The organism is Escherichia sp. TW09308 (genome assembly GCF_000208565.1).
GTDB lineage: Bacteria > Pseudomonadota > Gammaproteobacteria > Enterobacterales > Enterobacteriaceae > Escherichia > Escherichia marmotae.
The window spans coordinates 3,659,716-3,684,023 of record NZ_AEME01000001.1 but is presented as its reverse complement, the minus strand read 5'-3'; the positions used below and the strand labels follow the sequence as shown (position 1 = coordinate 3,684,023).

Annotated in this window: 30 protein-coding genes and 1 pseudogene; 21 read left to right on the top strand and 10 right to left on the bottom strand. The window is 49.1% G+C overall.

The window, feature by feature from the left end; genetic code table 11:
* The first annotated feature begins 21 nt into the window (after positions 1-21).
* The 8 genes from traD to ESM_RS0117590 all read left to right on the top strand — a co-directional run bounded on the left by traD (position 22) and on the right by ESM_RS0117590 (position 11,547).
* Positions 22-2,208: a type IV conjugative transfer system coupling protein TraD gene (gene traD / locus ESM_RS0117630; RefSeq protein WP_000099426.1), complete on the top strand. Its 2,187-nt coding sequence runs from the start codon at positions 22-24 to the stop codon at positions 2,206-2,208.
* Entirely contained in the window at positions 2,208-7,424 is a 5,217-nt protein-coding gene (gene traI / locus ESM_RS0117625) for a conjugative transfer relaxase/helicase TraI (protein WP_000948642.1), read from the top strand. The genes traD and traI overlap by 1 nt, the downstream gene beginning before the upstream one ends.
* Positions 7,424-8,182, top strand: a complete 759-nt coding sequence (traX, locus tag ESM_RS0117620; RefSeq protein WP_000431204.1) for a type-F conjugative transfer system pilin acetylase TraX — start codon at positions 7,424-7,426, stop codon at positions 8,180-8,182. The genes traI and traX overlap by 1 nt, the downstream gene beginning before the upstream one ends.
* Positions 8,183-8,256: 74 nt before the next feature.
* Positions 8,257-8,814, top strand: coding sequence for a fertility inhibition protein FinO (locus ESM_RS0117615; RefSeq protein WP_000139379.1), 558 nt, complete (start codon positions 8,257-8,259; stop codon positions 8,812-8,814).
* Positions 8,815-8,951: 137 nt separating this feature from the next.
* On the top strand, positions 8,952-9,161 hold the full coding sequence (locus ESM_RS1000000127120; protein ID WP_071985600.1) for an ANR family transcriptional regulator: 210 nt from the start codon (positions 8,952-8,954) through the stop codon (positions 9,159-9,161).
* 384 nt (positions 9,162-9,545) lie between these two features.
* Complete coding sequence (locus tag ESM_RS0117605) at positions 9,546-10,145, top strand: PIN domain-containing protein (protein WP_001141975.1); 600 nt, start codon at positions 9,546-9,548, stop codon at positions 10,143-10,145.
* 656 nt (positions 10,146-10,801) lie between these two features.
* Positions 10,802-11,008 carry a Hok/Gef family protein gene (locus tag ESM_RS1000000127110; protein ID WP_001558272.1) on the top strand — a complete coding sequence of 69 codons (207 nt, stop codon included), beginning with the start codon at positions 10,802-10,804 and terminating at the stop codon, positions 11,006-11,008.
* A gap of 284 nt (positions 11,009-11,292) precedes the next feature.
* Entirely contained in the window at positions 11,293-11,547 is a 255-nt protein-coding gene (locus ESM_RS0117590; RefSeq protein WP_000083830.1) for a replication regulatory protein RepA, read from the top strand.
* Positions 11,548-11,590: 43 nt separating this feature from the next.
* Here ESM_RS0117590 and ESM_RS1000000129530 read toward each other — a convergent pair whose 3' ends face one another.
* From ESM_RS1000000129530 to ESM_RS01000000125215, 10 genes and pseudogenes are all read right to left on the bottom strand, one after another.
* Positions 11,591-11,722 (bottom strand): hypothetical protein, encoded by a 132-nt coding sequence (locus ESM_RS1000000129530; RefSeq protein WP_032195848.1) that lies wholly within the window; start codon positions 11,720-11,722, stop codon positions 11,591-11,593.
* Positions 11,723-11,763: 41 nt separating this feature from the next.
* Positions 11,764-12,180 (bottom strand): annotated as a pseudogene (gene ybcL, locus ESM_RS1000000127100) (Raf kinase inhibitor-like protein YbcL); the annotation flags it as partial.
* 464 nt (positions 12,181-12,644) lie between these two features.
* Positions 12,645-14,171, bottom strand: a complete 1,527-nt coding sequence (locus ESM_RS0117580) for a recombinase family protein (RefSeq protein WP_000709082.1) — start codon at positions 14,169-14,171, stop codon at positions 12,645-12,647.
* A gap of 57 nt (positions 14,172-14,228) precedes the next feature.
* On the bottom strand, positions 14,229-14,378 hold the full coding sequence (ylcJ, locus tag ESM_RS1000000128510; RefSeq protein ID WP_001299444.1) for a protein YlcJ: 150 nt from the start codon (positions 14,376-14,378) through the stop codon (positions 14,229-14,231).
* A 47-nt stretch (positions 14,379-14,425) separates the two neighbouring features.
* Positions 14,426-14,758, bottom strand: coding sequence for a multidrug efflux SMR transporter EmrE (gene emrE, locus ESM_RS0117575; RefSeq protein WP_001070451.1), 333 nt, complete (start codon positions 14,756-14,758; stop codon positions 14,426-14,428).
* Positions 14,759-14,825: 67 nt separating this feature from the next.
* Positions 14,826-15,128, bottom strand: coding sequence for a protein ren (locus tag ESM_RS0117570; RefSeq protein WP_000145915.1), 303 nt, complete (start codon positions 15,126-15,128; stop codon positions 14,826-14,828).
* Positions 15,125-15,826, bottom strand: a complete 702-nt coding sequence (locus tag ESM_RS0117565; protein WP_000788889.1) for a replication protein P — start codon at positions 15,824-15,826, stop codon at positions 15,125-15,127. The genes ESM_RS0117570 and ESM_RS0117565 overlap by 4 nt, the downstream gene beginning before the upstream one ends.
* Positions 15,823-16,842, bottom strand: a complete 1,020-nt coding sequence (locus tag ESM_RS01000000125220; RefSeq protein WP_000147879.1) for a replication protein — start codon at positions 16,840-16,842, stop codon at positions 15,823-15,825. The genes ESM_RS0117565 and ESM_RS01000000125220 overlap by 4 nt, the downstream gene beginning before the upstream one ends.
* Positions 16,839-17,378, bottom strand: coding sequence for a toxin YdaT domain-containing protein (locus ESM_RS0117555; RefSeq protein WP_001182904.1), 540 nt, complete (start codon positions 17,376-17,378; stop codon positions 16,839-16,841). The genes ESM_RS01000000125220 and ESM_RS0117555 overlap by 4 nt, the downstream gene beginning before the upstream one ends.
* A 30-nt stretch (positions 17,379-17,408) precedes the next feature.
* Positions 17,409-17,636 carry a helix-turn-helix domain-containing protein gene (locus tag ESM_RS01000000125215; protein WP_000182697.1) on the bottom strand — a complete coding sequence of 76 codons (228 nt, stop codon included), beginning with the start codon at positions 17,634-17,636 and terminating at the stop codon, positions 17,409-17,411.
* Positions 17,637-17,747: 111 nt separating this feature from the next.
* Between ESM_RS01000000125215 and ESM_RS0117550 the strand changes: the two genes are divergently transcribed.
* The 13 genes from ESM_RS0117550 (at position 17,748) to ESM_RS0117490 (ending at position 24,226) form a co-directional block, all read left to right on the top strand.
* Positions 17,748-18,440, top strand: coding sequence for an XRE family transcriptional regulator (locus ESM_RS0117550; RefSeq protein ID WP_000712399.1), 693 nt, complete (start codon positions 17,748-17,750; stop codon positions 18,438-18,440).
* Between the two features lie 120 nt (positions 18,441-18,560).
* Positions 18,561-19,325: a hypothetical protein gene (locus ESM_RS0117545; RefSeq protein ID WP_000621692.1), complete on the top strand. Its 765-nt coding sequence runs from the start codon at positions 18,561-18,563 to the stop codon at positions 19,323-19,325.
* On the top strand, positions 19,312-20,193 hold the full coding sequence (locus ESM_RS0117540) for a hypothetical protein (RefSeq protein WP_000933177.1): 882 nt from the start codon (positions 19,312-19,314) through the stop codon (positions 20,191-20,193). The genes ESM_RS0117545 and ESM_RS0117540 overlap by 14 nt, the downstream gene beginning before the upstream one ends.
* Before the next feature lie 483 nt (positions 20,194-20,676).
* On the top strand, positions 20,677-20,883 hold the full coding sequence (locus ESM_RS0117535; protein ID WP_000233576.1) for a phage encoded cell division inhibitor protein: 207 nt from the start codon (positions 20,677-20,679) through the stop codon (positions 20,881-20,883).
* Between the two features lie 74 nt (positions 20,884-20,957).
* Positions 20,958-21,254, top strand: a complete 297-nt coding sequence (locus ESM_RS01000000125210) for a host-nuclease inhibitor Gam family protein (protein ID WP_000995439.1) — start codon at positions 20,958-20,960, stop codon at positions 21,252-21,254.
* Between the two features lie 5 nt (positions 21,255-21,259).
* A complete protein-coding gene (bet, locus tag ESM_RS0117525; protein WP_000100847.1) occupies positions 21,260-22,045 on the top strand; it encodes a phage recombination protein Bet in 786 nt (261 codons plus the stop codon).
* Positions 22,042-22,722, top strand: coding sequence for a lambda exonuclease family protein (locus tag ESM_RS0117520; protein WP_000186789.1), 681 nt, complete (start codon positions 22,042-22,044; stop codon positions 22,720-22,722). The genes bet and ESM_RS0117520 overlap by 4 nt, the downstream gene beginning before the upstream one ends.
* Complete coding sequence (locus ESM_RS01000000125205) at positions 22,719-22,901, top strand: DUF1317 domain-containing protein (protein ID WP_000149539.1); 183 nt, start codon at positions 22,719-22,721, stop codon at positions 22,899-22,901. The genes ESM_RS0117520 and ESM_RS01000000125205 overlap by 4 nt, the downstream gene beginning before the upstream one ends.
* On the top strand, positions 22,874-23,065 hold the full coding sequence (locus ESM_RS0117515; RefSeq protein ID WP_000548537.1) for a DUF1382 family protein: 192 nt from the start codon (positions 22,874-22,876) through the stop codon (positions 23,063-23,065). The genes ESM_RS01000000125205 and ESM_RS0117515 overlap by 28 nt, the downstream gene beginning before the upstream one ends.
* Before the next feature lie 76 nt (positions 23,066-23,141).
* Positions 23,142-23,357: a hypothetical protein gene (locus ESM_RS0117510; RefSeq protein ID WP_000188880.1), complete on the top strand. Its 216-nt coding sequence runs from the start codon at positions 23,142-23,144 to the stop codon at positions 23,355-23,357.
* 98 nt (positions 23,358-23,455) lie between these two features.
* Positions 23,456-23,677 carry a TraR/DksA family transcriptional regulator gene (locus ESM_RS0117500; RefSeq protein ID WP_000763374.1) on the top strand — a complete coding sequence of 74 codons (222 nt, stop codon included), beginning with the start codon at positions 23,456-23,458 and terminating at the stop codon, positions 23,675-23,677.
* Positions 23,677-24,009: an ASCH domain-containing protein gene (locus tag ESM_RS0117495; protein ID WP_000002140.1), complete on the top strand. Its 333-nt coding sequence runs from the start codon at positions 23,677-23,679 to the stop codon at positions 24,007-24,009. Before ESM_RS0117500 ends, ESM_RS0117495 begins: the two co-directional genes overlap by 1 nt.
* Positions 23,987-24,226 (top strand): DUF4222 domain-containing protein, encoded by a 240-nt coding sequence (locus ESM_RS0117490; protein ID WP_000490217.1) that lies wholly within the window; start codon positions 23,987-23,989, stop codon positions 24,224-24,226. The genes ESM_RS0117495 and ESM_RS0117490 overlap by 23 nt, the downstream gene beginning before the upstream one ends.
* The last annotated feature ends 82 nt before the right edge of the window (positions 24,227-24,308 follow it).

Below are 24,308 nucleotides of genomic sequence, written 5' to 3'. Positions count from 1 at the left end.
CTTTAATAACCGGGTACTTATATGAGCTCAACCAAACATATCACGCAGGGTGGGCAGGTATTCAGCTATATGCTGAATATGTTCATGCAGGTAAACAAACGCGTTTCATTCTGGTTAATCTGGTTTTTCGTTATTTTTTTGCCGCTATTTTTCTGGTTGCGTCTGCCCTGGGAAACTATCCGTAATGGCGGACTGTACTGGTGGTTGTCACTTACTGCCCGGGGTGAAAAGGCGCTGTACCGGGTTCCGCCTGTCTATGACATTCCCTGGAACGGGCAGGTGTTGCACGCAACGTCGGAGCAGATCCTGAAAGACGATTATATGGTCTGGGCCGGCAATATGTTCCTCCAGGAGCTGTATCTGGCTTTGTTCTGGGCCTCTGTGGCGGTCGGCGTGCTGGCCTTTCTGATTTTCCGTTTTCTGCGACGTCTGGGGGAAAAACAGGCTCAGGATGAACGTATTGGTGGACGTGAACTGACAGATGATGTGAAAGCGGTGGCGCGTGAAATGCGGCGTCGTGGTGAAGCCTCATCCATCTGTATCGATAAGTTACCTCTGCTGCTGAATAGTGAAGTGCAGTATCTGATGATGTACGGCACGCCGGGGGCCGGTAAATCCAACACGCTCAATAAACTGCTGAAGCAAATCCGGGCACGTGGCGATATGGCCATTATTTACGATAAAGGCTGCTCGCTCATTAAAAAGCATTTCAGTGAACAGGATGACGTCCTGCTTAATGCACTGGATCGCCGCTGTGCATACTGGGATATGTTCCGTGAATTTGAGTCCATTCCCGATTTTGACAGCGCAGCCAGTACGCTGATCCCGATGGGGACAAAAGAAGATCCGTTCTGGCAGAGTTCTGCCCGCACCATTTTTTCTGCCGTGGCGTATCGCCAGAAAAAGAATGGTATTCACTCCTACAATGCCCTGCTGCGCACGTTACTGGCGATCGACCTGAAGGCCCTGCGTGACTACCTGGCCGGAACGGAGGCCAGTAACCTGGTGGAAGAGAAGGTGGAAAAGACCGCCATCTCCATCCGCAGTGTGCTGACCAACTATGTCAAGGCATTACGCTATCTGCAGGGCATTGAACGCACCGGACGTCGTCCGTTCACCATTCGTGAATGGATGAGTACGGTCAACGATCCGCAGATCACCCGACACGGCTGGTTATGGGTCACCAGTAATGCCCGTCAGCATGAGTCGCTGAAGCCGTTAATTTCCATGTGGCTGGCCCAGGCAGCTAACTGTCTGCTGGGGATGGGAGAGAACCAGCATCGTCGGATCTGGTTTATCTACGACGAACTTCCGTCGCTGAACAAACTGCCGGAACTGCCGGGCGTACTGGCTGAAGCCCGTAAATTCGGAGGCTGTTTTGTGCTGGGGTTTCAGGCCAAAGCACAGATGGACTACACCTACGGTAAAGAGTTTGCCGATGCCATGCTGGGACTGGTGAACACCCGTTATTTCTTCCGTTCACCTTCCAGTACGGAAGCGGAATGGGTACAGCGTGAGATTGGCCAGCGGCGGGATAAGGTTTTCAGTGAGCAGTACAGCTACGGTGCGGATACCGTGCGTGACGGTGTCTCCTTCAGCAAGGTGGAAGAAGACCGCTATCTGGTGAACTACACCGATATCCAGAAACTGCCCAACCTCCACTGCTATGTCACGTTTCCCGGTGAGTATCCGGCCGTCCGGATGCGTATGTCTTATGAAAAGATAAAGGACTGCGCAGAAGAGCTGCTGTTGCGTGACATTAATGACAGCCTCGACCCGGAGATTGAATCTGAAATTACCCGTCGTGAGGATGAGGACGGCGATATTGCTGCGTTACTGGACAGGATTGCACAGGGCGATGTCAGAAAAGATGATGAACAGAACAAAACGGCGTCTCAGGCCGGACAGGCAGAATCACTTAACAATCCGGTACTGGCTGCAGCGGTGACTCAGGGGACAGCGGCTGCGATGACAGGCGGGACGGGTGAGAGCAACCCTGTGGAAGAAAAGGCACCTGTGGCGGAGCTGACTGAAATTGTGGACAAAGAAACCGGGGAAATCCTGTATCCGGACGATGAGCGGTATGACGAACTCTGCAGAGATTCAGGCCAGGCACAGGAAGCAATGCGACAGGATGAATGCAATCTGGTGAGTCACCAGACGAATGAAGCGCGTGAACAGGATGATGACCGCGAGGTGAACTGGTAATGCTGAGTATTGCACCCATTGCCGGTGGTGGCGCAGGCTATTACACATCGCAGGATAACTACTATTTTCTGGGCAGCATGCAGTCCCGGTGGTTAGGGGAAGGGGCAAAATTGCTGCAACTGGAAGGGCCGGTGGATGCTTTCCGGCTGGATGAGCTGATTGCCGGACGTCTGCCCAATGGCGTCAGTCTGGAGAGAATGGAAGGCGGCATTAATGTGCATCGCAGCGGTTATGATCTGACATTTTCTGCCCCCAAAAGTGTGTCTGTACTGATTGCGCTGTATGGTGAGAATCGTTTACTGGAGGCCTGGAACAGGGCAGTAAGTGAAACGCTAAAAGAAGTTGAATCGCTGGTTTCCAGCCGGGTGATGAAAGAGGGAGAGACAGAGACACAACTGACACAGAAAGCGGTTATTGCCACATTTAATCATGACACTTCACGGAATCTGGATCCGCAACTTCATACCCATGCATTGTTCCTGAATATGACACCAACGGAAAGTGGCTGGCGAACGCTGGCAAGCGGTACGGTCAGGAAAGACGGATTTATTGAAGCTGTTTATGCGAACCAGTTAGCTCTGGGGCAGATACAACTGAATTTATTGCGCCGTCAGGTTGAGGCGATGGGCTATGAGACGGTGGATACCGGGAAAAATGGTCTGTGGGAGATTAAAGGTGTTCCGGTCGATATTTTCTCAACCCGCAGTCAGCAAATCCGGGAAGCGGTCGGGGATGATGCATCGGCTAAATCCCGCAGTGTGGCTGCGCTGGATACCCGTCGTGCCAAACAGAAAGAGCCGGACAGAGAAGAGCTGCTGACAGAGTGGCATGAGCGTATTGACCGGACAGGATTCAGTTATCAGGCATTGCGGGAGAAAGCAGCAGAACGGGAAGCCCTGCAGCAGTCTGCACGTTCTGTTTCTGAACCGGAACAGGCTGTTTTGTCAGGAGAAGCCGGAGGGTATTCTCAGCGGGAGACATCGTCTTCATCCACTTCTGGCCAGCGTGAAGGCGTGACCGTACCGTCAGTGATGCGGGATGCTGTGTCACAGGCCATCTCCCTGCTGAGTGACCGCAGGGCGCAGTTTACCTACTCCGATGTCCTGAGCAGGACGCTGGCACTGGTGGAGGCTGAACCGGGCAGTATTGCCCTGGCTCGCGCCGGGATTGAGCAGGCCATCAGCAGCGGCGAACTGGTGCCACTTGATAAGGAAAAAGGGCTTTTCACCTCCTCCATTCATCTGCTCGATGAGCTGAGCGTGCAGCAGCTGGCGCAGCAGGCGATGCGCGAAAACCGGGTAATGGTGACCATGCGGCCTGAAATGCCCCTGCAGGGCGCGGCTGCGGTTCTGGCTGACACCCTGTCTGCGGTGGCCATTATCAGCACCGGGCGGGGAATGGCGACACAGCGGGAGCAGATACAGGCTGTTGTGGCGATGGCAGAAGGTCAGGGGCGGCAGGTGCAGGTGATGGCACCGGACAGGAAGATGACCGCTTTTCTGGCAGAGCAGCAGGGACTGAACGGAAAAGTGAGCGGGAAGGATTTACTGACCGGGGAGGGGCTGAAGCATGACAGTACGCTGGTGATTGCCGGCGCGGAAAAACTGTCTGTTAAGGAGACTGTCACGCTGCTTGACCAGGCGTTGCGTAACAATGTGCAGGTGGTGCTGATGGATGGTGGTGGTCGTAAGGGCACCGGAAATGCGCTGGCCACGCTGGAAGATGCCGGTGTGGCGCGGCTTCAGGGGGGAACGGACAGGGGCGTCAGGGTGTCGGTGATAAGTCACGGCGACCGCCGGCAGCGTTATGAACAGCTGGCCCTGGATTATGCCGTTCTGCATGCACAGGGCGAGAGTGTGGTGGCGCAGGCTCCCGGTCGTGAGCAGCGGGCGCTGACGGAGGCCATCCGTCAGTCACTGAAAGCGACCGGAGCGCTGGGCGACAGGGATGTAACGATATCCACGCTGACGCCGGTGTTCCTCGACAGTAAAAACCGCAGACTGACGGACAGCTACCGGGAAGGACAGATACTGGAGCGGTATGATGCAGAACGCCGGACGTCTGAGCGTTACACTATTGACCGGGTGACGGCCCGCAGTCGCACACTGACGCTGACGGATGAGAAAGGCAGAAGTCAGCTGATAAAGGTCCGGGACATGGACAGCAGCTGGCGGTTGTATCAGCCCGGGACGCTTCCGGTGGCTGAAGGTGAAAAGCTGATGCTGCTCGGCAGTCACGGAAAACTGCGTGCAGGTGACAGTGTCACGGTTGAACGCATCACAGACCGGACGCTGACGGTCCGGCAGGGGGAGCGTCGGCATCGTCTTCCGGTTGCTGACGGACTGAAAATCAGTCAGGGATACGTGACCACGCCCGGAAAAACGGTGAGTGAACAGGGCGTTGTTCTGGCTGCTGTCTCCGCCCGTGACACGCAGGCACAGACGCTTAACACGCTGGCCACCAGTGGCGACCGGGTGCAGATTTATACGTCACTGTCAGAAGAAGACGCACATGCGCGTCTTGCCCGTTCTCCACTGTACCGGCAGGCCCGGGAGCAGGTCAGTCCGGAGGGTAAGCCACTGGATACGGCCATGCAGCAGGCCCGGGACAGTGTGATGCCGGTGACTGAAAAAGCAGTACGTCAGGCCATAACGCTGGCACAGGGCAGCAGTGTGGTCTTTTCCCGTCAGGATGTGGTACTGGAGGCACTGAAGGCGCATCCGTCAGTGACACCATACGGTATTCACCACACATTTGCAGAGCTGGTTCAGCGTGGGGAAATCCTGTCTGTACCGGGTGACGGAAGTGCCAGTCGTTATGTGCCGGCTGAAACCTGGCTGCAGGAAAAAGCCATTCTGCGCACAATGGCAGAAGGAAAGAACACGCAGCGTCCACTGATGGAAACTGTGGCCCCGTCTCTCCTGTCGGGGCTGACGTCAGGCCAGCAGGCAGCCAGCCGGCTGATTCTTGAAAGCACGGACCGTTTTGTGGCCATTCAGGGCTATGCCGGTGTGGGGAAAACCACACAGTTTCGCAGTGTCCTGGCTGCGCTGGAAACACTGCCTGAAACTGACAGGCCTGTTGTGGTGGGGCTGGCACCCACGCACCGGGCCGTCAGTGAAATGCAGGGCGTGGGGGTGAAAGCGCAGACCATCGCTTCTTTTCTGATGGACACAGAGCGACGTCAGCAGAGCGGTGAACAGCTTAACTTCTCAAAAACGCTGTTTCTTATCGATGAAAGCTCCATGGTGGGCAACCGGGATATGGCTGACACACTGGCCCGCATTGCGGCCGCAGGTGGTCGTGCGGTTCTGTCCGGTGACAGTCTGCAGTTACAGCCGGTGGCCAGCGGTGCGCCCTTTACCCTGATGCAGCAGCGCAGCGCCATCGATGTGGCGGTGATGAAAGACATTGTGCGTCAGTCACCGGAACTGCGACCAGCGGTGTATGCACTGCTGGAAGGACGTACCGGCGAGGCGCTGGGCACGATACGCCGCGTTTCACCGGAACAGGTGCCCCGGGATAATGGCGCATATGTGCCGGCATCATCGGTGACTGAAATTCGCCAGACCCGCGAACAGAGAGAAACGCAGGGAGACAGGGTGATATCTGCCATCGTGGATGATTACACAGGACGTACTGCAGAGGCCCGGCGTCAGACGCTGATTGTCACCCAGACAAACGCGGATGCAATGGTCATAAATGCCGGTATTCATGACCGTCTGCATGAGGCAGGAAAAACCGGAGAGCAGGAACTTCCGGTAACGGTGCTGGTCAGGGAGAAAACGCAGACGGAAGCCCTGAAATCCGTTGCAGGACTGGCACAGCATAATGGCGGTGTGGCGCTGATAAATCAGCAGTATTACACCATTCACAACCCTGATGCAGCAAACGGTGTGGTGATGCTGCGTGATGCAGAAGGCCGGGACCATCAGCTCTCCGCTTTTGAAAGTAGTCTGCGGGATATTGCGGTATTTTCCCGTCGTGAAATCCGGTTGTCGGAAGGTGACCTGGTGCGCTTCACCCACCAGGACCGGGAGCAGGGACGGGATACCCAGACACTGTGGGAAGTTACCCGGATAGCCGGTAACGGTGATATCACGCTGAAGCACGGTGAAAATACCCGGTTGATTCAGCCGGGACGTGAGATGTCGGATATGCATCTGGATTACGGCTATGCCGGTACGGCACACCGGGCACAGGGGGCCAGCGAAGCCTTTGTGATAGCCCTGGCCGGGGCAACTGACGCACGCCAGCGGCTTGCTTCCCTCAGTGATGCGTATGTGGCGCTCTCGAGGATGAAGCAGCATGTGCAGGTGTATACCGATGATACCGGAAAATGGCTGGCATCCGTGGCGGCCAGTGAAAGCCGGAAGACAGCGCATGATGTGCTGGACGTTCAACAGGATGTTCATGCCACAACGGCACAGAATCTGTGGGACAGCGCCCGGACACTTAATCAGAATGCGCTGGGGCGGGCGTTGCTGCGGGAAACCGGGTTACCGGACCACAGTGAAGCCCGTTTTATCAGTGGCAGCCGCAAATACCCTGCACCGCATGTGGCCTGGCCGGCTTACGACCGGAACGGCAGACAACAGGGTATCTGGTTGCAGGAAATCCGTATGGATGAAGAAGGGCGAATGCAGGGACTGGATGAGCAGGGAAGATGGCTGGGGCGAGATGATGCCGGCGTTGTGGTTCTGCAGCAGAGCCATAATGGCGTAACGCTGACGGCATCAGACCCGGCATCTGCACTGGCGCTGGCCCGCCAGCACCCTGAGAGTGGTGTTGTGCTGCAACAGGATACCGCGCCACTTCCCGGCTGGCTGCTTCAGAAGTTAACGCAGGGACAGGGAGAAACGACACCTGAAGCCATGAAATCGACACAGGCAGCACAGAATGGCGACGCAGAACTGCTCAGCCTGCAGACGCCGGAAGAGCGGGCACGCCAGGAAGCAGAAAAAGCAGCCTGGGAAACCCTGCAGCAGGATGAGGTGCAGAACATACTACCGGCAGAGAATGAGGCTATGCAGGATGCAGAAAATGCGGTGGCAGAACAGGAAATCAGGGCAGCCGGACAGGCGGCAGCCCGTGAAGAGAAAGAAAACGCACAATTACTTCAGCATGAAGTGGCCGCACTGAAACGTATAAACGCACAGGAGCAGTTGCGGCAGATGGAGAAAGAACTGGTGATTGACAGGGAGAAGACGCTCTGATGGAAAACCAGGAATGTTCCTGTAAGGGGGATGTACGGAGTCCCGGTGCTTTGCCTTTGTTATCTCTGTCGCCATTACAGCGTGACATTATCAAAATCGTGGCATTTCTGGCGATGGCAGGTGACCACATTGCCACAGCATTTCATGTGGGGAGCCCCTGGCTTAACCTGACCGGGCGGTGCGCCTTCCCGCTTTTCGCACTGATGGCGGGCTGTAACATGGCGGGGCGGCAGATACGACAGGCTGCCGTAAATCGTTTGTGGCTGATGGCTGTGCTGGCGCAACCCGTGTTCTGGCTGGCATTTTGTGGTACAGGAAATCAGTGGTGGGAGCTGAACATCCTGTTCTGCTTTGCCGTGGTGATGCAGGCGGTCTGTTTCTGGCAACGACCTGATGCCATAAAAGGTGCCATAACCGGAACCATGCTGGCACTTTATCTGCCATTCAGTACTGCCAGTTATGGCTGGCAGGGACTGGTGATGCTGCTGGCAGCCGTATCCGTCTGGCAGGTGCCGGAGCAGTACCTGGGGCGGTTATTTTTACTGTGGCTGTGTTCTGTTGTATGGCTGAACGGTGCAAACGGGGCAGTCCTCATGCTGGCAGGTATGGGCATGACGCTGCTGGTATTGTGTCTTGTGCATGAGTATGTACCTGCATCATCAAAGCGCCTGCAGATAAGCCGGTGGTTTGCAGAAGGTTATGCCCTGCATCTGCTGATTATTGCCGGAATGGTTAACGGACTGCAGGTGCATGCTTAACATACCGTGATGAAATATGGCATAAAAAGGCTGAAGCAACGCCAGCGGCAGGATATAACGACAGGTATTCGCAAATGACAGAGCAGAAACGACCGGTACTGACACTGAAGCGGAAAACAGAGGGAACAACACCTGTCCGCAGCAGGAAAACCATCATCAATGTCACCACGCCACCAAAGTGGAGGGTGAAAAAGCAGAAGCTGGCCGAGAAAGCGGCCCGGGAAGCAGAGCTGGCGGCAAAAAAAACGCAGGCCAGACAGGCGCTGTCCATTTATCTGACACTGCCCACACTGGATGAGGCCGTGACTACCCTGAAGCCCTGGTGGCCGGGATTATTTGACGGTGACACCCCCCGGCTTCTGGCCTGCGGTATCCGGGACGTGTTACTGAAAGACATATCGCAGCGGAATATCCCGCTTTCGCATAAAAAACTGCGCCGGGCGCTGAAGGCCATTACCCGTTCAGAACGCTATCTTGGTGCAATGAAAGCCGGTGCCTGCCGGTATGACACGGAAGGGTATGTGACGGAGCATATTTCTCAGGAGGAGGAAGCGTATGCGGCAGAGCGTCTGGCAAAAATCCGCCGTCAGAACCGGAGAAAAGCTGAACTTCGGGCTGTGCTTGATGAGTAATAAAAAGGCCTCCCTCAGAAGCAAGGGAGGCAACAATAAGGCTTAAAAGGAAATAGCTTCCCTTCCCGAAAAGAAGCCAGTCCACTGAATTATTTAACACAGAAATACTGACAGGGCAAAGAGGAGGGCGGATACAAATGAACGGATTCAGAAGCCATTCACGGGACGCTCAGGTCTGGCGTTACCAGCGCACCGGAAACCGGGCCGTCAGTCTGGAGCTCAGGGGATTCTGGAAGGAGGCCGCTGAAGCATGGCTCCAGGCTGCCCGTGTGGCGCCCCGTACAGACTGGCAGCAGTTTGCCCGACAGAGAGCTGAACGCTGCCAGCGGCGCCAGCGGCGGGGATAATGAAAAAACGGCAAAAAAAAGACCTCCCCTGAGCAAGGGAGGCCAAAAATCATTCATGACGTATCACTGGCATTGAATGAATGCTCTGTACATCAACCCTGTGAAGCTACCACCGGTTAATGCCGGGAGGTTGCGGGAAAGAAAGATAACACACAGTAATTACATGGTTAATACCCGTGGGGATGTTTTTGTGACCGGAGAGCGTCAGGTGAATAAAAAAAGACCGCCATGCGACGGTCAACGCTGTCCGGTCAGGGACAAATGCATTCAGTAAGGAGAGCAAAATAATAACATCACGTTGCCCGGCTGTTAATATCAGGCGGTGTTAAGTGTTATTTATGACTCTTTTATCTGGTTGTGAAGTCTGTTAATCAGGAAAAGAAAATGCCGACCGGAAAATCAGAGAAGCAACAGGTGATTGCCTTTATCGATTACGAGAACTGCAGTAACCTGACAGAAATTTCCTTAAATATATATACGGAGTTAATTATATTCGCGGGCGCGAAACAGAATAATGTGGCACTGCCAGTAAACGCTTTCCCTGAAGCAGTAAAAGTCACACTCCGGCATGTCAGCGAAGTCTCCAGGAACAATGTTGATTTTCATCTGGTACTGGAGCTGGGGCAGTGTGTATGCCACTACGGGCCGGAGAAGGAATACCATATTGTTTCCGCTGACAAGGGATATGACGGTATTGTCCGGACACTGCAGGCGCGCGGGATTTGCTGCCGTCGCGTCTCCCCGGATAAGGCGTCATCAGTAAAGATGGCTGCACCCGACATGGATATCGTTATCCGGTGGGCAAACAAAATTCAACAGGCAGCGCGGGAGGTTCGTAATATGCCGGTAACAGAAGAGACATTTAATAATTATTTAAAATCACAGATGCGCGATGAATGGCGTGATGTCCTGACCAGAGGTATCCGGGATGAACTGGTCCGTCGCGGGGTAATGAAAATTCAGGGGAATAAAATCATCTGGTAAGACTGCCAGAATAAAATAAAATGATATTTATTTTATTTATAAAAACAGAAAGGTCGAAAATCAATAATGGCATTTATTTCCATGACAAGACAGAAAACGCCGTACAGATATGCAAGCAAGACCCGGTTATCGATAAGACGAACAGACTCAGGCTCTGCCGGGTGTTATGTGACGGTTGCCGTTCGGGTGAAGCAGGAATTTATTATTGCGGAACTTGATTCAGAAATCCGGAAAATCAGGCTGAAACTGACGGACTCGTATGAAGAAGGGGTAAAGTTGTCTTCAGGTACGTTTACGCTTCCGGCCAGATTCTGCAGGGAAATACTGCCGGATGACGTCCGGAGTATTACCATTCTTCTGAAAAAAAGCGACGATGACTGGTGGTATGGGAGCTACTGATACGGGGCAAAACCCCGTGCAAATGTAACACTGACGCCTTCGCGTTGCTCAGTTGTCCAACCCCGGAAACGGGAAAAAGCAAGTTTTCCCCGCTTCCGGCGTTTCTGCAATAAAAAGCAGGGGCATGGAGGTCGTCGTAACCAGACAGGAATGTGGTATTATCGCGGCGGGTGTCTGAGCCTTTCTGGTTCAGGCAAGACGCAGGTTCCAGAAATGCGAAGACCCCACTCGTTAATCCATTAACTCGTGAGGTCTGCATGAAGTATCTCGACACTACTGATTGTAGCCTCTTCCTTGCAGAGAGGTCAAAGTTTATGACGAAATATGCCCTTATCGGGTTGCTCGCCGTGTGCGCCACGGTGTTGTGTTTTTCACTGATATTCAGGGAACGGTTATGTGAGCTGAATATTCACAGGGGAAATACAGTGGTGCAGGTAACTCTGGCCTACGAAGCACGGAAGTAAGCTGCCGGGCGGGGACGGAAGTCCCCGCTTTCCGGAAGTGTGAGGTATTTCAGGGGGCAGACACCCGACATGCCAGAAACAGCCGGTCCCGCCCGGGGCCGGCATCCAGGTTAAGGCATTTCCTGTTTTTCAGCCATTTCGCAACAAAATTCACACTAAATGACAGTAATCCCCGTTGATTTGTGCGCCAACACAGATCTTCATCACAATTCTCAAGTCGCTGATTTCAAAAAACTGTAGTATCCTCTGCGAAACGATCCCTGTTTGAGTATTGAGGAGGCGAGATGTCGCAGACAGAAAATGCAGTGACTTCCTCATCTGGCGCAAAACGAGCATACAGAAAGGGGAATCCGCTTTCTGATGCAGAGAAACAAAGATTATCAGTGGCCCGTAAAAGAGCTTCGTTCAAGGAAGTAAAAGTATTTCTTGAACCAAAGTATAAGGCCATGCTCATGCAAATGTGTCATGAAGATGGCCTGACTCAGGCTGAAGTTCTGACCGCACTGATAAAAAGTGAAGCGCAAAAACGATGCATGTGATGATGGGCTTACATTCTTGAGTGTTCAGAAGATTAGTGCTAGATTACTGATCGTTTAAGGAATTTTGTGGCTGGCCACGCCGTAAGGTGGCAGGGAACTGGTTCTGATGTGGATTTACAGGAGCCAGAAAAGCGAAAACCCCGATAATCTTTCTATGTTTGGCGACGAAGAAGATTACCGGGGCTAACAAGAAACCGCATAGCCAACAATTCAGTGGTAATGATGTGGTTTATCTCCTTTAGGAGGACATGCGCCACCAAACCCAGCATAGCCAAAATCATTTCGGCCTTGAACAGCACCAGTCGGCAGTTTTGTTCCATCACGTCTCCCTGCATCAACGGGCAAATATGTTATTGTTGCTGGAATATTAACAACAGTCCAATGCCACCAACCACTGCCTGTAGGTGCATCTGGATCATATACAGTTACGGCAAAGCTTTTGGTACCTTCAGGAACACCAGACCAGGTTAATGAGGGCGATGTATTACCACCTTCACACCCAAATCCAGAAAAGACATGAGACGTTGTAAGTTGCTCTCCTGTTTTTATTTCATTACTAGTGACCTGAAATGCTGCAGCCTGCGCAGAAAATGTTATGAATGCCAATACAGTTGAAACGATAAGTGTTTTCATAAAAACCTCTTTGTTATGACCTATCGTTATTTTATTTGATATTCCTTTATCTCATTATGCATAAAGGCGCAATGTTTATGCAAAAGCAATCACAATTGTACCCCCAACCCAATTATTTGCCACAATATACACAAAGCACATTGATACTATCTAAAAACTCTGCTTTATTATTAGTAATACCTACGAAAGTCGGTGTTATTTTTTAACCTACCATTCAAAATACGTGACATACACCATTTTGCTCATAATAATTTGTCACGTATTTTCAGTATTTGAATCTGCGACCAAGAGTTCTCACCTAACAAATGATTAAGATTGTATAGCTCATTTACTACCCCAATACAGCCGTACAAAACTCGCTTGTGGGAGCAAACAAAGTAATTACCCATTAAGTTTCGTCAAAGATAATTAATTCTGTCTTGCACTTTATCACCATAGCATAACTTAAAATCCGAGATCATTATTTAGAAATAAATCTCACCATCAACCATATATTTGAGAGCACTTATCGCCTGCTGGGCGGATATTACTTTCATTAAAGGATAGTGTTTAAAAACAATGCCATTCATAAAATAGATATCACAGGTTTTATTATCCGTATTAATTATGATTTTTTCGAATGTTTTATAGGCAAGTGTACGGCATAACTCTCGTCCATTTTTACTGGTTAAGTCAATAGCATAAAAATCACTGAATGAATTTACACCTTTACTCTTCAAAGTTTTCAATGATACCGAAGCCCTTCGTAATTCCTTATCTAATAGTCTTATTTTCTCTGCTATAGCGGTAACTTCAGGCGCGACAGACAATGCAACGATTAAATTATTAATTTTCATCTGAAGCTCAATAATTTTTAACTCTAAAGTTTCATTAGCATCTTTCTTGTTTTCAACTGGTTGAATTTTGCTACAATTAAAAAGCAATTCATTAATGATATTATAATCAACCAAATCTCTTTTTATTGATGGCCTGTCACATCGATGTAATCTTCTCATCGGACAAACATAATAGCCATGCAAACTTCCAGATACCGCATGAACAATCATGGTATTACCACAAGCCTCACACTTCATAACTGTTCGAAGTAGATTTATTAGCATAGGATTCTTGCTACTATTGCTAATACCAAAAGGTGCCAACCGAATTTCCTGTACAGCGTAAAACAAATCATCTGATATGACTCTGGGATAATAGCCAGCGATTTCACTTATCCCTTTCCCTCTTGCACGATATGAAGGTACGCATATACCTATCAGAGCTTTATTCGCTAATAATTTTTCAATTACAGAAGGTCCCCATGCACTTTCTTTTCCTGAGAAATTCTTTACAGCATGATCATTTAAATACTTGGCTATTGCATTCAATGAGCGCCTTTCCATCCTGAGTTTAAAAATTAGCTCAATAGTTTTCACCCTGTCGGGGTCTGGAACAAAAGCCGTTCTTTTGTCATCTAAGGAGAGCCATCTCGGACAAGACGCCGTCATAATCGTACCTGATTCCAGTGCATCCTGCCGTTTTTTCTTCCATGATAATTTAACCCGACTTGACTTTATCTCGCTTTCTTCATTTGCCCTTTGTGCTATAAGTATGGCTTTTATTAATGAATATGGCTCATTCAAAGAGTCAATATTATAGACTGTATTGTCGCAAAGAGTTATAACATCAATACCGTGATTCAAAATCAATTTCAGACGTTCAATCGCTTCACCGACTTTTTCTCTTGAAAGTCTGTCCAGACTTTCAACTAACAATGTAGTTCCTGGCAATATATAACCATGCTCTATAGCATCTAAAAATTCCGAAAAAGCTCCTGATTGTGCATGCTTTCCTTTGAATGCACTTAATCCTAAATCTTCATATGTTATGGTATCAAGATAATAATCACTATTTACCTTTAACCATTCAGCAATAAGTCTTCTCTGTCGGTTTAATGAGTCACCAGACATCTGACCTGGTGATGAAAATCGCATATATGCTATGGCTTTTTTCATGGTGACACCTGCTAACGTATGCTTTTATAAACCTTAGTGGTGGGATATAATTTTTGTTTAATTTTTATTTAAAAAGACAATTAAGGTCACATTATCTTGAATATACAACAATAATCGTATTGCAATTTTCTTACGCCATAATCTTGAAAGCACAAAAGAATACATAAAAAATAAAGACATTAACAAAAAGCATAAAACGAGGCTCATATAAATATAAGAGCCTCCATATTTTAGTCGTTTAGAAACAAATTATTTTAATGTGGTGTGCTTCGTGACAATAAATTAATAACCAACACACCGGCACAAATCAACATCATGCCTATAATGGCTGGCAGGTCCAGCCGTTGGCCGAAAAGTCCCCATGACAGTAAGCTAATCAGGACAATACCGACTCCTGACCAGATAGCATAAGCAATCCCTGTAGGAATATAAGCCAGCGTCTGAGCTAATAACCAGAATGATGCACAATAACAAATAATTGTACCAACAGATGGCCATAACCGTGTAAAACCTTCTGAAAACTTCATTAAGGTTGTACCAATGACCTCTGCAAGTATTGCACCACCAAGATAAATATAAGGGTTCATAGCATATTCTTTCCTGTTCAAACTGGAGAGAATTGTACTACAGTTTGAACTCAACTCACCTGTTTCATCATTGTGTACCCATTGATGTTCTTTTATATACCCTCAATACCCGTTTCATCGCGGCACTCTGGCGACACTCCTTAAAAATCAGATTCGTGCTCACCTTTCCTTCCCGTTCTTCTCTGGTAGCGAACCGGTAATACACCGTTCGCCAGACCTTACCATCAACGACCAGGATTCCTGCCCGCGCCATTTTAGCCGCAGCCTGATTTATGCTGGTTACGGTTGCGCCTGTTACCGCGGCAACGTCCTGTGCACAGAAGCTCTTATGCGTCCCCAGGTAATGAATAATTGCCTCTTTGCCCGTCATACACTTGCTCCTTTCAGCCCAAACTTAGCTTTGATTTCTGCGATCTTCGCCAGAGCCTGTGCACGATTTAGAGGTCTACCGCCCATGACAGGAAGTTGTTTTACTGGTTCAGGTATCGCCTCATCACGGTTAATTCGCGCTGTCATACAGGCCAGTTCATCGGCAGCCTTGCGCCGTAATTCCGCATCAGTCAGCGCATTGGCCCGCATGTTCTGATACAGGTTGGTAACCAGCCAGTAGTGCGCGTTTGATTTCCACGGATAAGACTCTGCATCCGGATACAGGCCACGTTTCCGGCAATACTCGTAAACCATATCAACCAGCTCGCTGGCGTTTGGCAGCCCGGCGGTAACGGATGCTTCTTCCCGGCACCAGGCAACAAACTGCCCGGGTGATGGCAGGAATGGTCGATTCTGCCGACGGGCTACGCGCATTCCTGCGTTAACCTGTTCCATCGTGGTGATCCCGTTTTCCCGGAAAGCCAGAACCCACTGGCGGCGGATTTCGTTCAGTTCGTTCTGGTCCCGGTTAGCCAGGCTCGCCGGGAAAGTTGCCAGTAACTGGCTGAACACACCGTTGATGATCTGCGCTACCTGTTGTACCTGCGGCTTTTCGTCGTACTGTTCCGGCATGTTGTTGGCGATCCGGCGCATCTGCTCACGGTCAAAGTTAACCATCTGTGCGGCGATGTTTTTCATAAATCCACCCCGTAAATCCAGTCAGTGTTTGTCAGGTCGAGTTTTGATTTTCCGGCTGTCACGCCAGCCTGTTGCTTGTTACGGTTGATTTCGAGTTGGGTCCACTTGTCGCGGAGTTTGGCCGGACTTAGCACGTTACCGGACCAGAAGTTGTCCTGGCATGCCCAGCGGAACAGCACGCACATGTCGCGGTGGTTACGGCCGTCACGTTCACGCATCAGACGGATATCGTTAGCCCACCCTGCAAAATTCGGTTTTCTGGCTGATGGCGCGATGGTCTTCACCATGTCAAACATCCACTCTGCGGCGGTCAGGTCTTCTGCTGTCCCCCACTTGCTGCCGCTCTGAATCGCAGCATCCGCTTTCACCACAGGAAGGTCGTTTTCTGGCAGGTCAGAGGATTCGCCAGAATTCTCGGACGAATAAGGTTTTATATTGTCTTTTGTTAGTTTGTCTTTTGTGTTTACCTGATTCGGGTAAGTGCCTTTACCTGATTTGGGTAAACTTTTCTTACCTGATTCAGGTAAATTTACCTCTTTCAGGTAAACTTTATTTTTCTTACCTGATTCGGGTAATGTTGACCATTCACTGACCACATTATTAATGCCTATATTCCGCCCGCTCTGAATAAAAATCCCACGCTTTACCAGAGCACTTTTTGCAGCAGAACACTTGTGCGGCAATATCCCGGTTAATTCGGAAAGTTGCTCGTTGCTAACCCAATCCAGTTTTTTATTAAAGCCATATGTTTTGCGCATGACAGCCAGAAAGACCAGAAGCTGGTGCTGTGTTAATCCGGCCAGCATCACAGCTTCCAGCAACTCATTTGCAATGCGCGTATAACCATCATCGAGATCTGCCACGCGCGGCTCCTTTTGTGCCGCATCCGGCACTGGAAAATTGAATATCTCAGCAGTGTTTGCCATAATTCCTCCCGCAATGAGTGTGTTACGATTTGCACCTGAAAGTCGGTTCTGTTCCAGCAGACCGGCTTTCGCCATTTCTGAACCTGTCATATCGCCCCCAGCATGGTAGTAACCATCGCCATCAATGGACCAGCCAGATCTGGGTCCACACGAAACATCGACACAATACCTTCACTAATTTCCTTCAGTTTCTGGTGGCGTGGTGCGTTGAGAATGACAGCCTGTTTTGCCTCACTGAGTTCCTTTTCCATTTCAGCCAACCTAACCATGAAGCTATCCTGCTCAACCAGGTAACCGCGATATTCCAGCGGTAGTACCGCCAGAATTGCCGGGGTCAGTTCACGCACGTTATTTCGGTATTTTTCAGAATCGAATTTGTTATCGAGGAAGCGGAACAGCTTCTGGCGTGCACGGCTGACATCATCAGGGAAATCGATGGTGCCGCCGCCCTGCTCCCGATACTCATTCACAATGAGTGTGGCAACGACATCCTGATTATCTACAGCCGACCAGGCGCGGACGGCATCACGGATTTTTTCGTGGCCTGGCACCTGTTTTGTTTGAGAACGATTTATCACCGCAGTCGGGCTAAATCCGCTAGTCTGTTGGTATGTAAGTGGTTGCATAGTCATTGCCTTATCAGTTCACGCCGCAGATTAGGCGGCAGAATTACTCGCGTTAAACAATGGTGCGAGGTCGGGACGAATATCTGCTGGTTTAATCTTTCCACCAGTGGCTGAGACAATTTTCATTACATAGCGGGCATCAATTCCGCCACCGTGTAGCCAACGCCAAACAGTGGGTTGGGCTACACCGCATAGATCTGCCAGTCGTTTTTGACTACCTGTAATACTGATTGCGAGTTGAATGGTTTTATTTGTCATTATCAATTCCTATTGGTATTGAAATGAATGAATAATAGCAATGCGTATTAACCAAAATCAATAGCAAAACGTGTTTTGACCATCAATACGCAAGCGTATAAATTAAAACTTATGAAAAAAGAAACTCTTGCTGATCGCTTAAACCTAGCGATGGAACAATCTGGAATGTCTCAAGGCGCTCTTGCAAAGGCGTCTGGCGTAGCTCAACCCACTATCTGGAGACTGACAAGCGGCAACGCGCGCGGCTCAACAAAAATTGTTGAAATAGCTAATGCATTGGGTGTTCGAACAGAGTGGCTTTCATCAGGCATAGGCCCGATGAGAAATGACGGTCAACAATCAGGAAAGCCTGCTGTCAACCACTCCAAATACTTCAAGATTGACGTTCTTGATATAGAAGTCAGTGCCGGGCCGGGAGTCATCAACCGTGAGTTTGTAGAAGTTCTACGCTCGGTTGAGTACTCGTTTGACGATGCTCGTCACATGTTCGATGGTAGGAAGGCAGAAAATATCCGCATCATTAACGTACGCGGTGACAGCATGTCAGGAACGATTGAACCTGGTGATCTTCTATTCGTTGATATCACGGTTAAATCTTTCGACGGTGATGGTATCTATGCGTTTCTGTACGACGACACAGCCCATGTAAAGCGCCTGCAAATGATGAAGGATAAGCTGCTGGTTATCTCTGATAACAAAAGCTACTCACCGTGGGACCCGATCGAGAAAGATGAGATGAACCGGGTATTCATATTCGGTAAGGTTATTGGGAGCATGCCGCAGACATACAGAAAGCATGGATGAAAATGTAATTCGCGATGGCTTAATTGAGCATGGACTGATAGATAGTTTTTTGAAAGCCCATAAAGGCAATGTTACAGAATTTTTTGATACATTACGATAGATTGAGTTGAGGTAATATCCGTGATTAGAGTAGGAAGACTGCTTCCTGGCGGAATTGTTATTGAAGAAGGACACCATCGCCCAATTAAAGGTGCTGCAATTCTTCAGTCTGAGTCTGGAGATGTAGAAGAAGTCATTGTTTTTGCGAAGCAACTTTCAAACAGAGGTATCGCCACCGAAATTACTTGTGCTGCACTTGGTAGGTTGCTCTCTCTTCCGATTCCAGAACCAGTATTACTATTTGATAATAACAACCAACCTTTTTTTGGGAGTATTGATACCGCTTACCCCAGCTTTACGCAGTTCATCAGCAATTCATCTGATTCTGGAGTTCTTAAGGCACTGGAATCATGGCCTCTATTGCAAAAAGCAGCCTATTTTGATGAATGGATTGCAATGGATGATCGTCATAATGGAAATTTACTATTTAATGGTGACGACTTTATTCTGATTGATCACGAAACTGCAATCCCTCCTGGATTATCTCCAGACCAAACTGGTATAGATTACTATTCAAATCAACTGCTTCAACTTGCAAATGACTTAATAGATCGCAACAATGAAATTGCTATCCAAATGGCAGCAAATGATGCTCGAGCATGGGCATCATCTTGTAAACAAGATTCTATCGAAAAATTAGATGAAGAGATTTATGCCAGTGTTCACACTAAACCCAAGAACCAGATGTTATCATTCCTTTCTGCTAGAATAGAGGTACTTGGTGACATACTATATGAGCAGATAAAACCGAAACAGACACAGATAAATTACAATGCTAAACCTTGATCAACTCTTGAAATCAGCACCAGCGATGCCAACCTCAACAGGTAGCTGGGCGTCTGTATATCTTGAGCCAATGGTAGGTTCGGGTGAAAGACTGACTGTCATAGTCGCTGTGGTAACGTCCAACGGAGATGTTCTCGTAAAGCCAGCAATAAGGAAAGAAGTTATCGAAGCCATGTACGGATTCAGAGCGTCTTCTTTCAATCGCATGATTGAGGTTATTTCAAACAGCCTTCAATATCACCTTGAAAATAATAAAAATTTTTCCGGATGGGTTCCTCCTATCTCAGGCATTACATTGAGCACTCCTCGACAAGCCGTGTCTGCTAGTGTTACAGGTATATTGCGACAGGCGGTTGCTCTATCATCTAGCTTATCCTCGCTTCTAGAAATTGAAAATAATCATGTAAAAAAACGCTCTAGTAATTCGAGGGAAAAAGATCGATGGTCAACGCAACTACTCGATGCTGTCATAAATAAAGATAACAGAAGAAATATATTCTTCAATCGACAATTTAGTTTTAGCGATGGGCATCGACCTGCAAAGATATTTTATCTGAGCGACCATGCGGCCATCAACACTGGAAAATTACTTCCGCATAACTTAACCGAACAAGTAAAAGATGGAAAGGCAAAAATCTCTGATTTATCAATGATAAAAAAACATGGCGATATATTCCCTCGCGATACTCATAAACTTATAATCTATAAACCTGAGGATGATAACCCTGCTTATACTGATAAAAACATTGCATCCATTAAGAGTGCTTTCTTAGCACTTCAAGATCTTGCTTATACTTACGATATATCTATTACAGCTGTAAACTCTGTAGAACAAGCTGCAAGTATTATTTTAAACACAGCAGCCTAATGCTCACAACTAACCCGGCCACCGTGCCGGGTTTTTTTTGCCTCCCCTCATCACACACCGTTCAAAAAACCACCACAACCTCGCTTCAGTTATCGCTATGCGATGCAAGTCACAAAATAAATTCTTTTTGCTATCAAACATTTGATATCAAAACACATTAATTAATAGCAATAAGTATTGATGTCACCAATAGCAATAGCTATTATTACCATATCGCAACAACACAACGATACGGCAACCACCTGATTCACTGTTGCGATGACCGCTTAGATCCGCAGCTTGAATTTCAGCAGGCTCCGGGGAGTGCGAGGGGTGAAGCGGACGCGTGAACGTCGGTGTGACCAGCTGAAATCAACTCAACACTTTATACCTCAGTCGCTTCAACGAGGCGGCTTAGTTATGACAACCGGCGGCCATCCACCGCCTGAATACGCGCAGAAGTCTCTATATGTTCAGCAGCCCAGCTTACGGGCAGGAGTTTTTATGGTTCATCAACATTACGGAACGCAGACCGTTAATCGCGGTGCGGTCATGCCAGGCATGCTGGTCAAACACAAAGATGGTACCTGGACTGCATCAGCTAATTTACGCGGACGGCTTTATCTGCATCGCGGCATCGAGCGCACTTATACCCGTGATTTGCTCGTGGAAGTTTTTCTCGACGGACGCGGTAACGGCCTCAATCACTAATCCCCTTTCCTGTTTTCCTAATCAGCCTGGCATTTCGCGGGCGATATTTTCACAGCTATTTCAGGAGTTCAGCCATGAACGCTTATTACATTCAGGATCGTCTTGAGGCTCAGAGCTGGGCGCGTCACTACCAGCAGATCGCCCGAGAAGAGAAAGAGGCAGAACTGGCAGACGACATGGAAAAAGGCCTGCCCCAGCACCTGTTTGAATCGCTATGCATCGATCATTTGCAACGCCACGGGGCCAGCAAAAAAGCCATTACCCGTGCGTTTGATGACGATGTTGAGTTTCAGGAGCGCATGGCAGAACACATCCGGTACATGGTTGAAACCATTGCTCACCACCAGGTTGATATTGATTCAGAGGTATAAAACGGATGAGTACAGCACTCGCAACGCTGGCTGGGAAGCTGGCTGAACGAGTCGGCATGGATTCTGTCGACCCACAGGAACTGATCACCACTCTTCGCCAGACGGCATTTAAAGGTGATGCCAGCGATGCGCAGTTCATCGCATTGCTGATCGTCGCCAACCAGTACGGTCTTAATCCGTGGACGAAAGAAATTTACGCCTTCCCTGATAAGCAGAACGGCATCGTTCCGGTGGTGGGCGTTGATGGCTGGTCCCGCATCATCAACGAAAACCAGCAGTTTGACGGCATGGACTTTGAACAGGACAACGAATCCTGCACATGCCGGATTTACCGCAAAGACCGCAATCATCCGATCTGCGTTACCGAGTGGATGGATGAATGCCGCCGCGAACCATTCAAAACCCGCGAAGGCAGAGAAATCACCGGACCGTGGCAGTCGCATCCCAAACGGATGTTACGGCATAAAGCCATGATTCAGTGTGCCCGTCTGGCCTTCGGATTTGCTGGTATCTATGACAAGGATGAAGCCGAGCGCATTGTCGAAAATACTGCATACACTGCAGAACGTCAGCCGGAACGCGACATCACTCCGGTTAACGATGAAACCATGCAGGAGATTAACACTCTGCTGATCGCCCTGGATAAAACATGGGATGACGACTTATTGCCGCTCTGTTCCCAGATATTTCGCCGCGACATTCGCGCATCGTCAGAACTGACACAGGCCGAAGCAGTGAAAGCTCTTGGATTCCTGAAACAGAAAGCCACTGAGCAGAAGGTGGCAGCATGACACCGGACATTATCCTGCAGCGTACCGGGATCGACGTGAGAGCTGTCGAACAGGGGGATGATGCATGGCACAAATTACGGCTCGGCGTCATCACCGCTTCAGAAGTTCACAACGTGATAGCAAAGCCCCGATCAGGAAAGAAATGGCCTGACATGAAAATGTCCTACTTCCACACTCTGCTTGCTGAGGTTTGCACCGGTGTGGCTCCGGAAGTTAACGCTAAGGCGCTGGCCTGGGGAAAACAGTACGAGAACGACGCCAGAGCCCTGTTTGAGTTTACTTCCGGCGTGAATGTTACTGAATCCCCGATCATCTATCGCGACGAAAGTATGCGCACCGCCTGCTCTCCCGATGGTTTATGCAGTGACGGCAACGGCCTTGAGCTGAAATGCCCGTTTACCTCCCGGGATTTCATGAAGTTCCGGCTCGGTGGTTTCGAGGCCATAAAATCGGCTTACATGGCCCAGGTGCAGTACAGCATGTGGGTGACGCGAAAAGATGCCTGGTACTTTGCCAACTATGACCCGCGTATGAAGCGTGAAGGACTGCATTATGTCGTGGTTGAGCGGGATGAAAAGTACATGGCGAGTTTTGACGAGATGGTGCCGGAGTTCATCGAAAAAATGGACGAGGCACTGGCTGAAATTGGTTTTGTATTTGGGGAGCAATGGCGATGACGCATCCTCACGATAATATCCGGGTAGGCGCGATCACTTTCGTCTACTCCGTTACAAAGCGAGGCTGGGTATTTCCCGGCCTTTCTGTTATCCAAAATCCACTGAAAGCCCAGCGGCTGGCTGAGGAGATAAATAATAAACGAGGGGCTGTATGCACAAAGCATCTCCCGTTGAGTTAAGAACGAGTATCGAGATGGCACATAGCCTCGCTCAAATTGGAGTCAGGTTTGTGCCAATACCAGTAGAAACAGACGAAGAATTTCATACGTTAGCCACATCCCTTTCACAAAAGCTGGAAATGATGGTGGCGAAAGCAGAAGCAGATGAGAGAGACCAGGTATAACAACCACTGAATGCATTTTTCTGGCAGCGGGCTTCATATTCTGTGTGCTTATGCTTGCCGACATGGGACTTGTTCAATGACACCTCAGCAAGAAAACGCCCTTCGCAGTATTGCCCGTCAGGCTAACTATGAAATCAAAAAAGCCAGACAGCAGTTTCCGGATAAAAACGTCGATGACATTTGCCGTAGCGTACTGAAGAAGCACCGCGAAACGGTAACGCTGATGGGATTCACACCGACTCATTTAAGCCTGGCGATCGGCATGTTAAACGGCGTCTTTAAGGAACGGTGAACATGAAAAACAAAATCATCACGGAGCTACAGGCTCCTTTTTTATTATTCGCATTCGCCCTCAAGCGTATTAACCAACAGTTCAGGGATTAATGAAAGATGGCAGACATCATTGATTCAGCATCAGAAATAGAAGAATTACAGCGCAACACAGCAATAAAAATGCGCCGCCTGAACTACCTGGCTGTATCTGCCACTCATTGTTGTGAGTGTGGCGATCCGATAGATGAACGAAGACGACTGGCCGTTCAGGGTTGTCGTACTTGCGCCAGTTGCCAGCAAGATCTGGAGCTTATCCGCAAACAAAGGGGGATTAAGTGATGGCTAACCTGCAACTTGCTGTTAAAAGTGAATACTTCGATGCCATGATTCGCGGAGAGAAAACAGAAGAGTATCGCTTGTGTAATGACTACTGGAATAAGCGAATTATGTTCCGGGAATATGACCGCCTGATTATCACAAAGGGATATCCGAAGCGCGACGATTCCAGTCGCAGAATTGATGTTCCGTATGACGGATATGAAGTGAAGACAATCACACATCCGCACTTTGGCGATAAACCGGTAAAGGTGTTCGCTATAAAGGTGAATATCAGCACTGAATATCAATCCGCACAACACAAGGTCAAGAATGTTCAGAGTGATTTACCCTAACACCTGGTACGTCGACCACCACGGCACTCCCTGCAAAATCCTGCGTTCTACCCACAACAAAGTTCACTACATCCGAAAAGGCAGAACATGTATCGCCAGCATGTTCCGCTTTAATCATGACTTTGAACCTGTGAGTAAAGTGGAATCAGAGCGGATAGCCGAAGAGATCGATACAGCAGAACACATTAAGAAGTTACGTGCCATACGCAGGAAATAGAAAAATTGATAAATTCAATACTGCATTTCTCAGCATTAAATTTATCTCTATGACCAGTCAAGAGATGTACCTGCCATGAGCT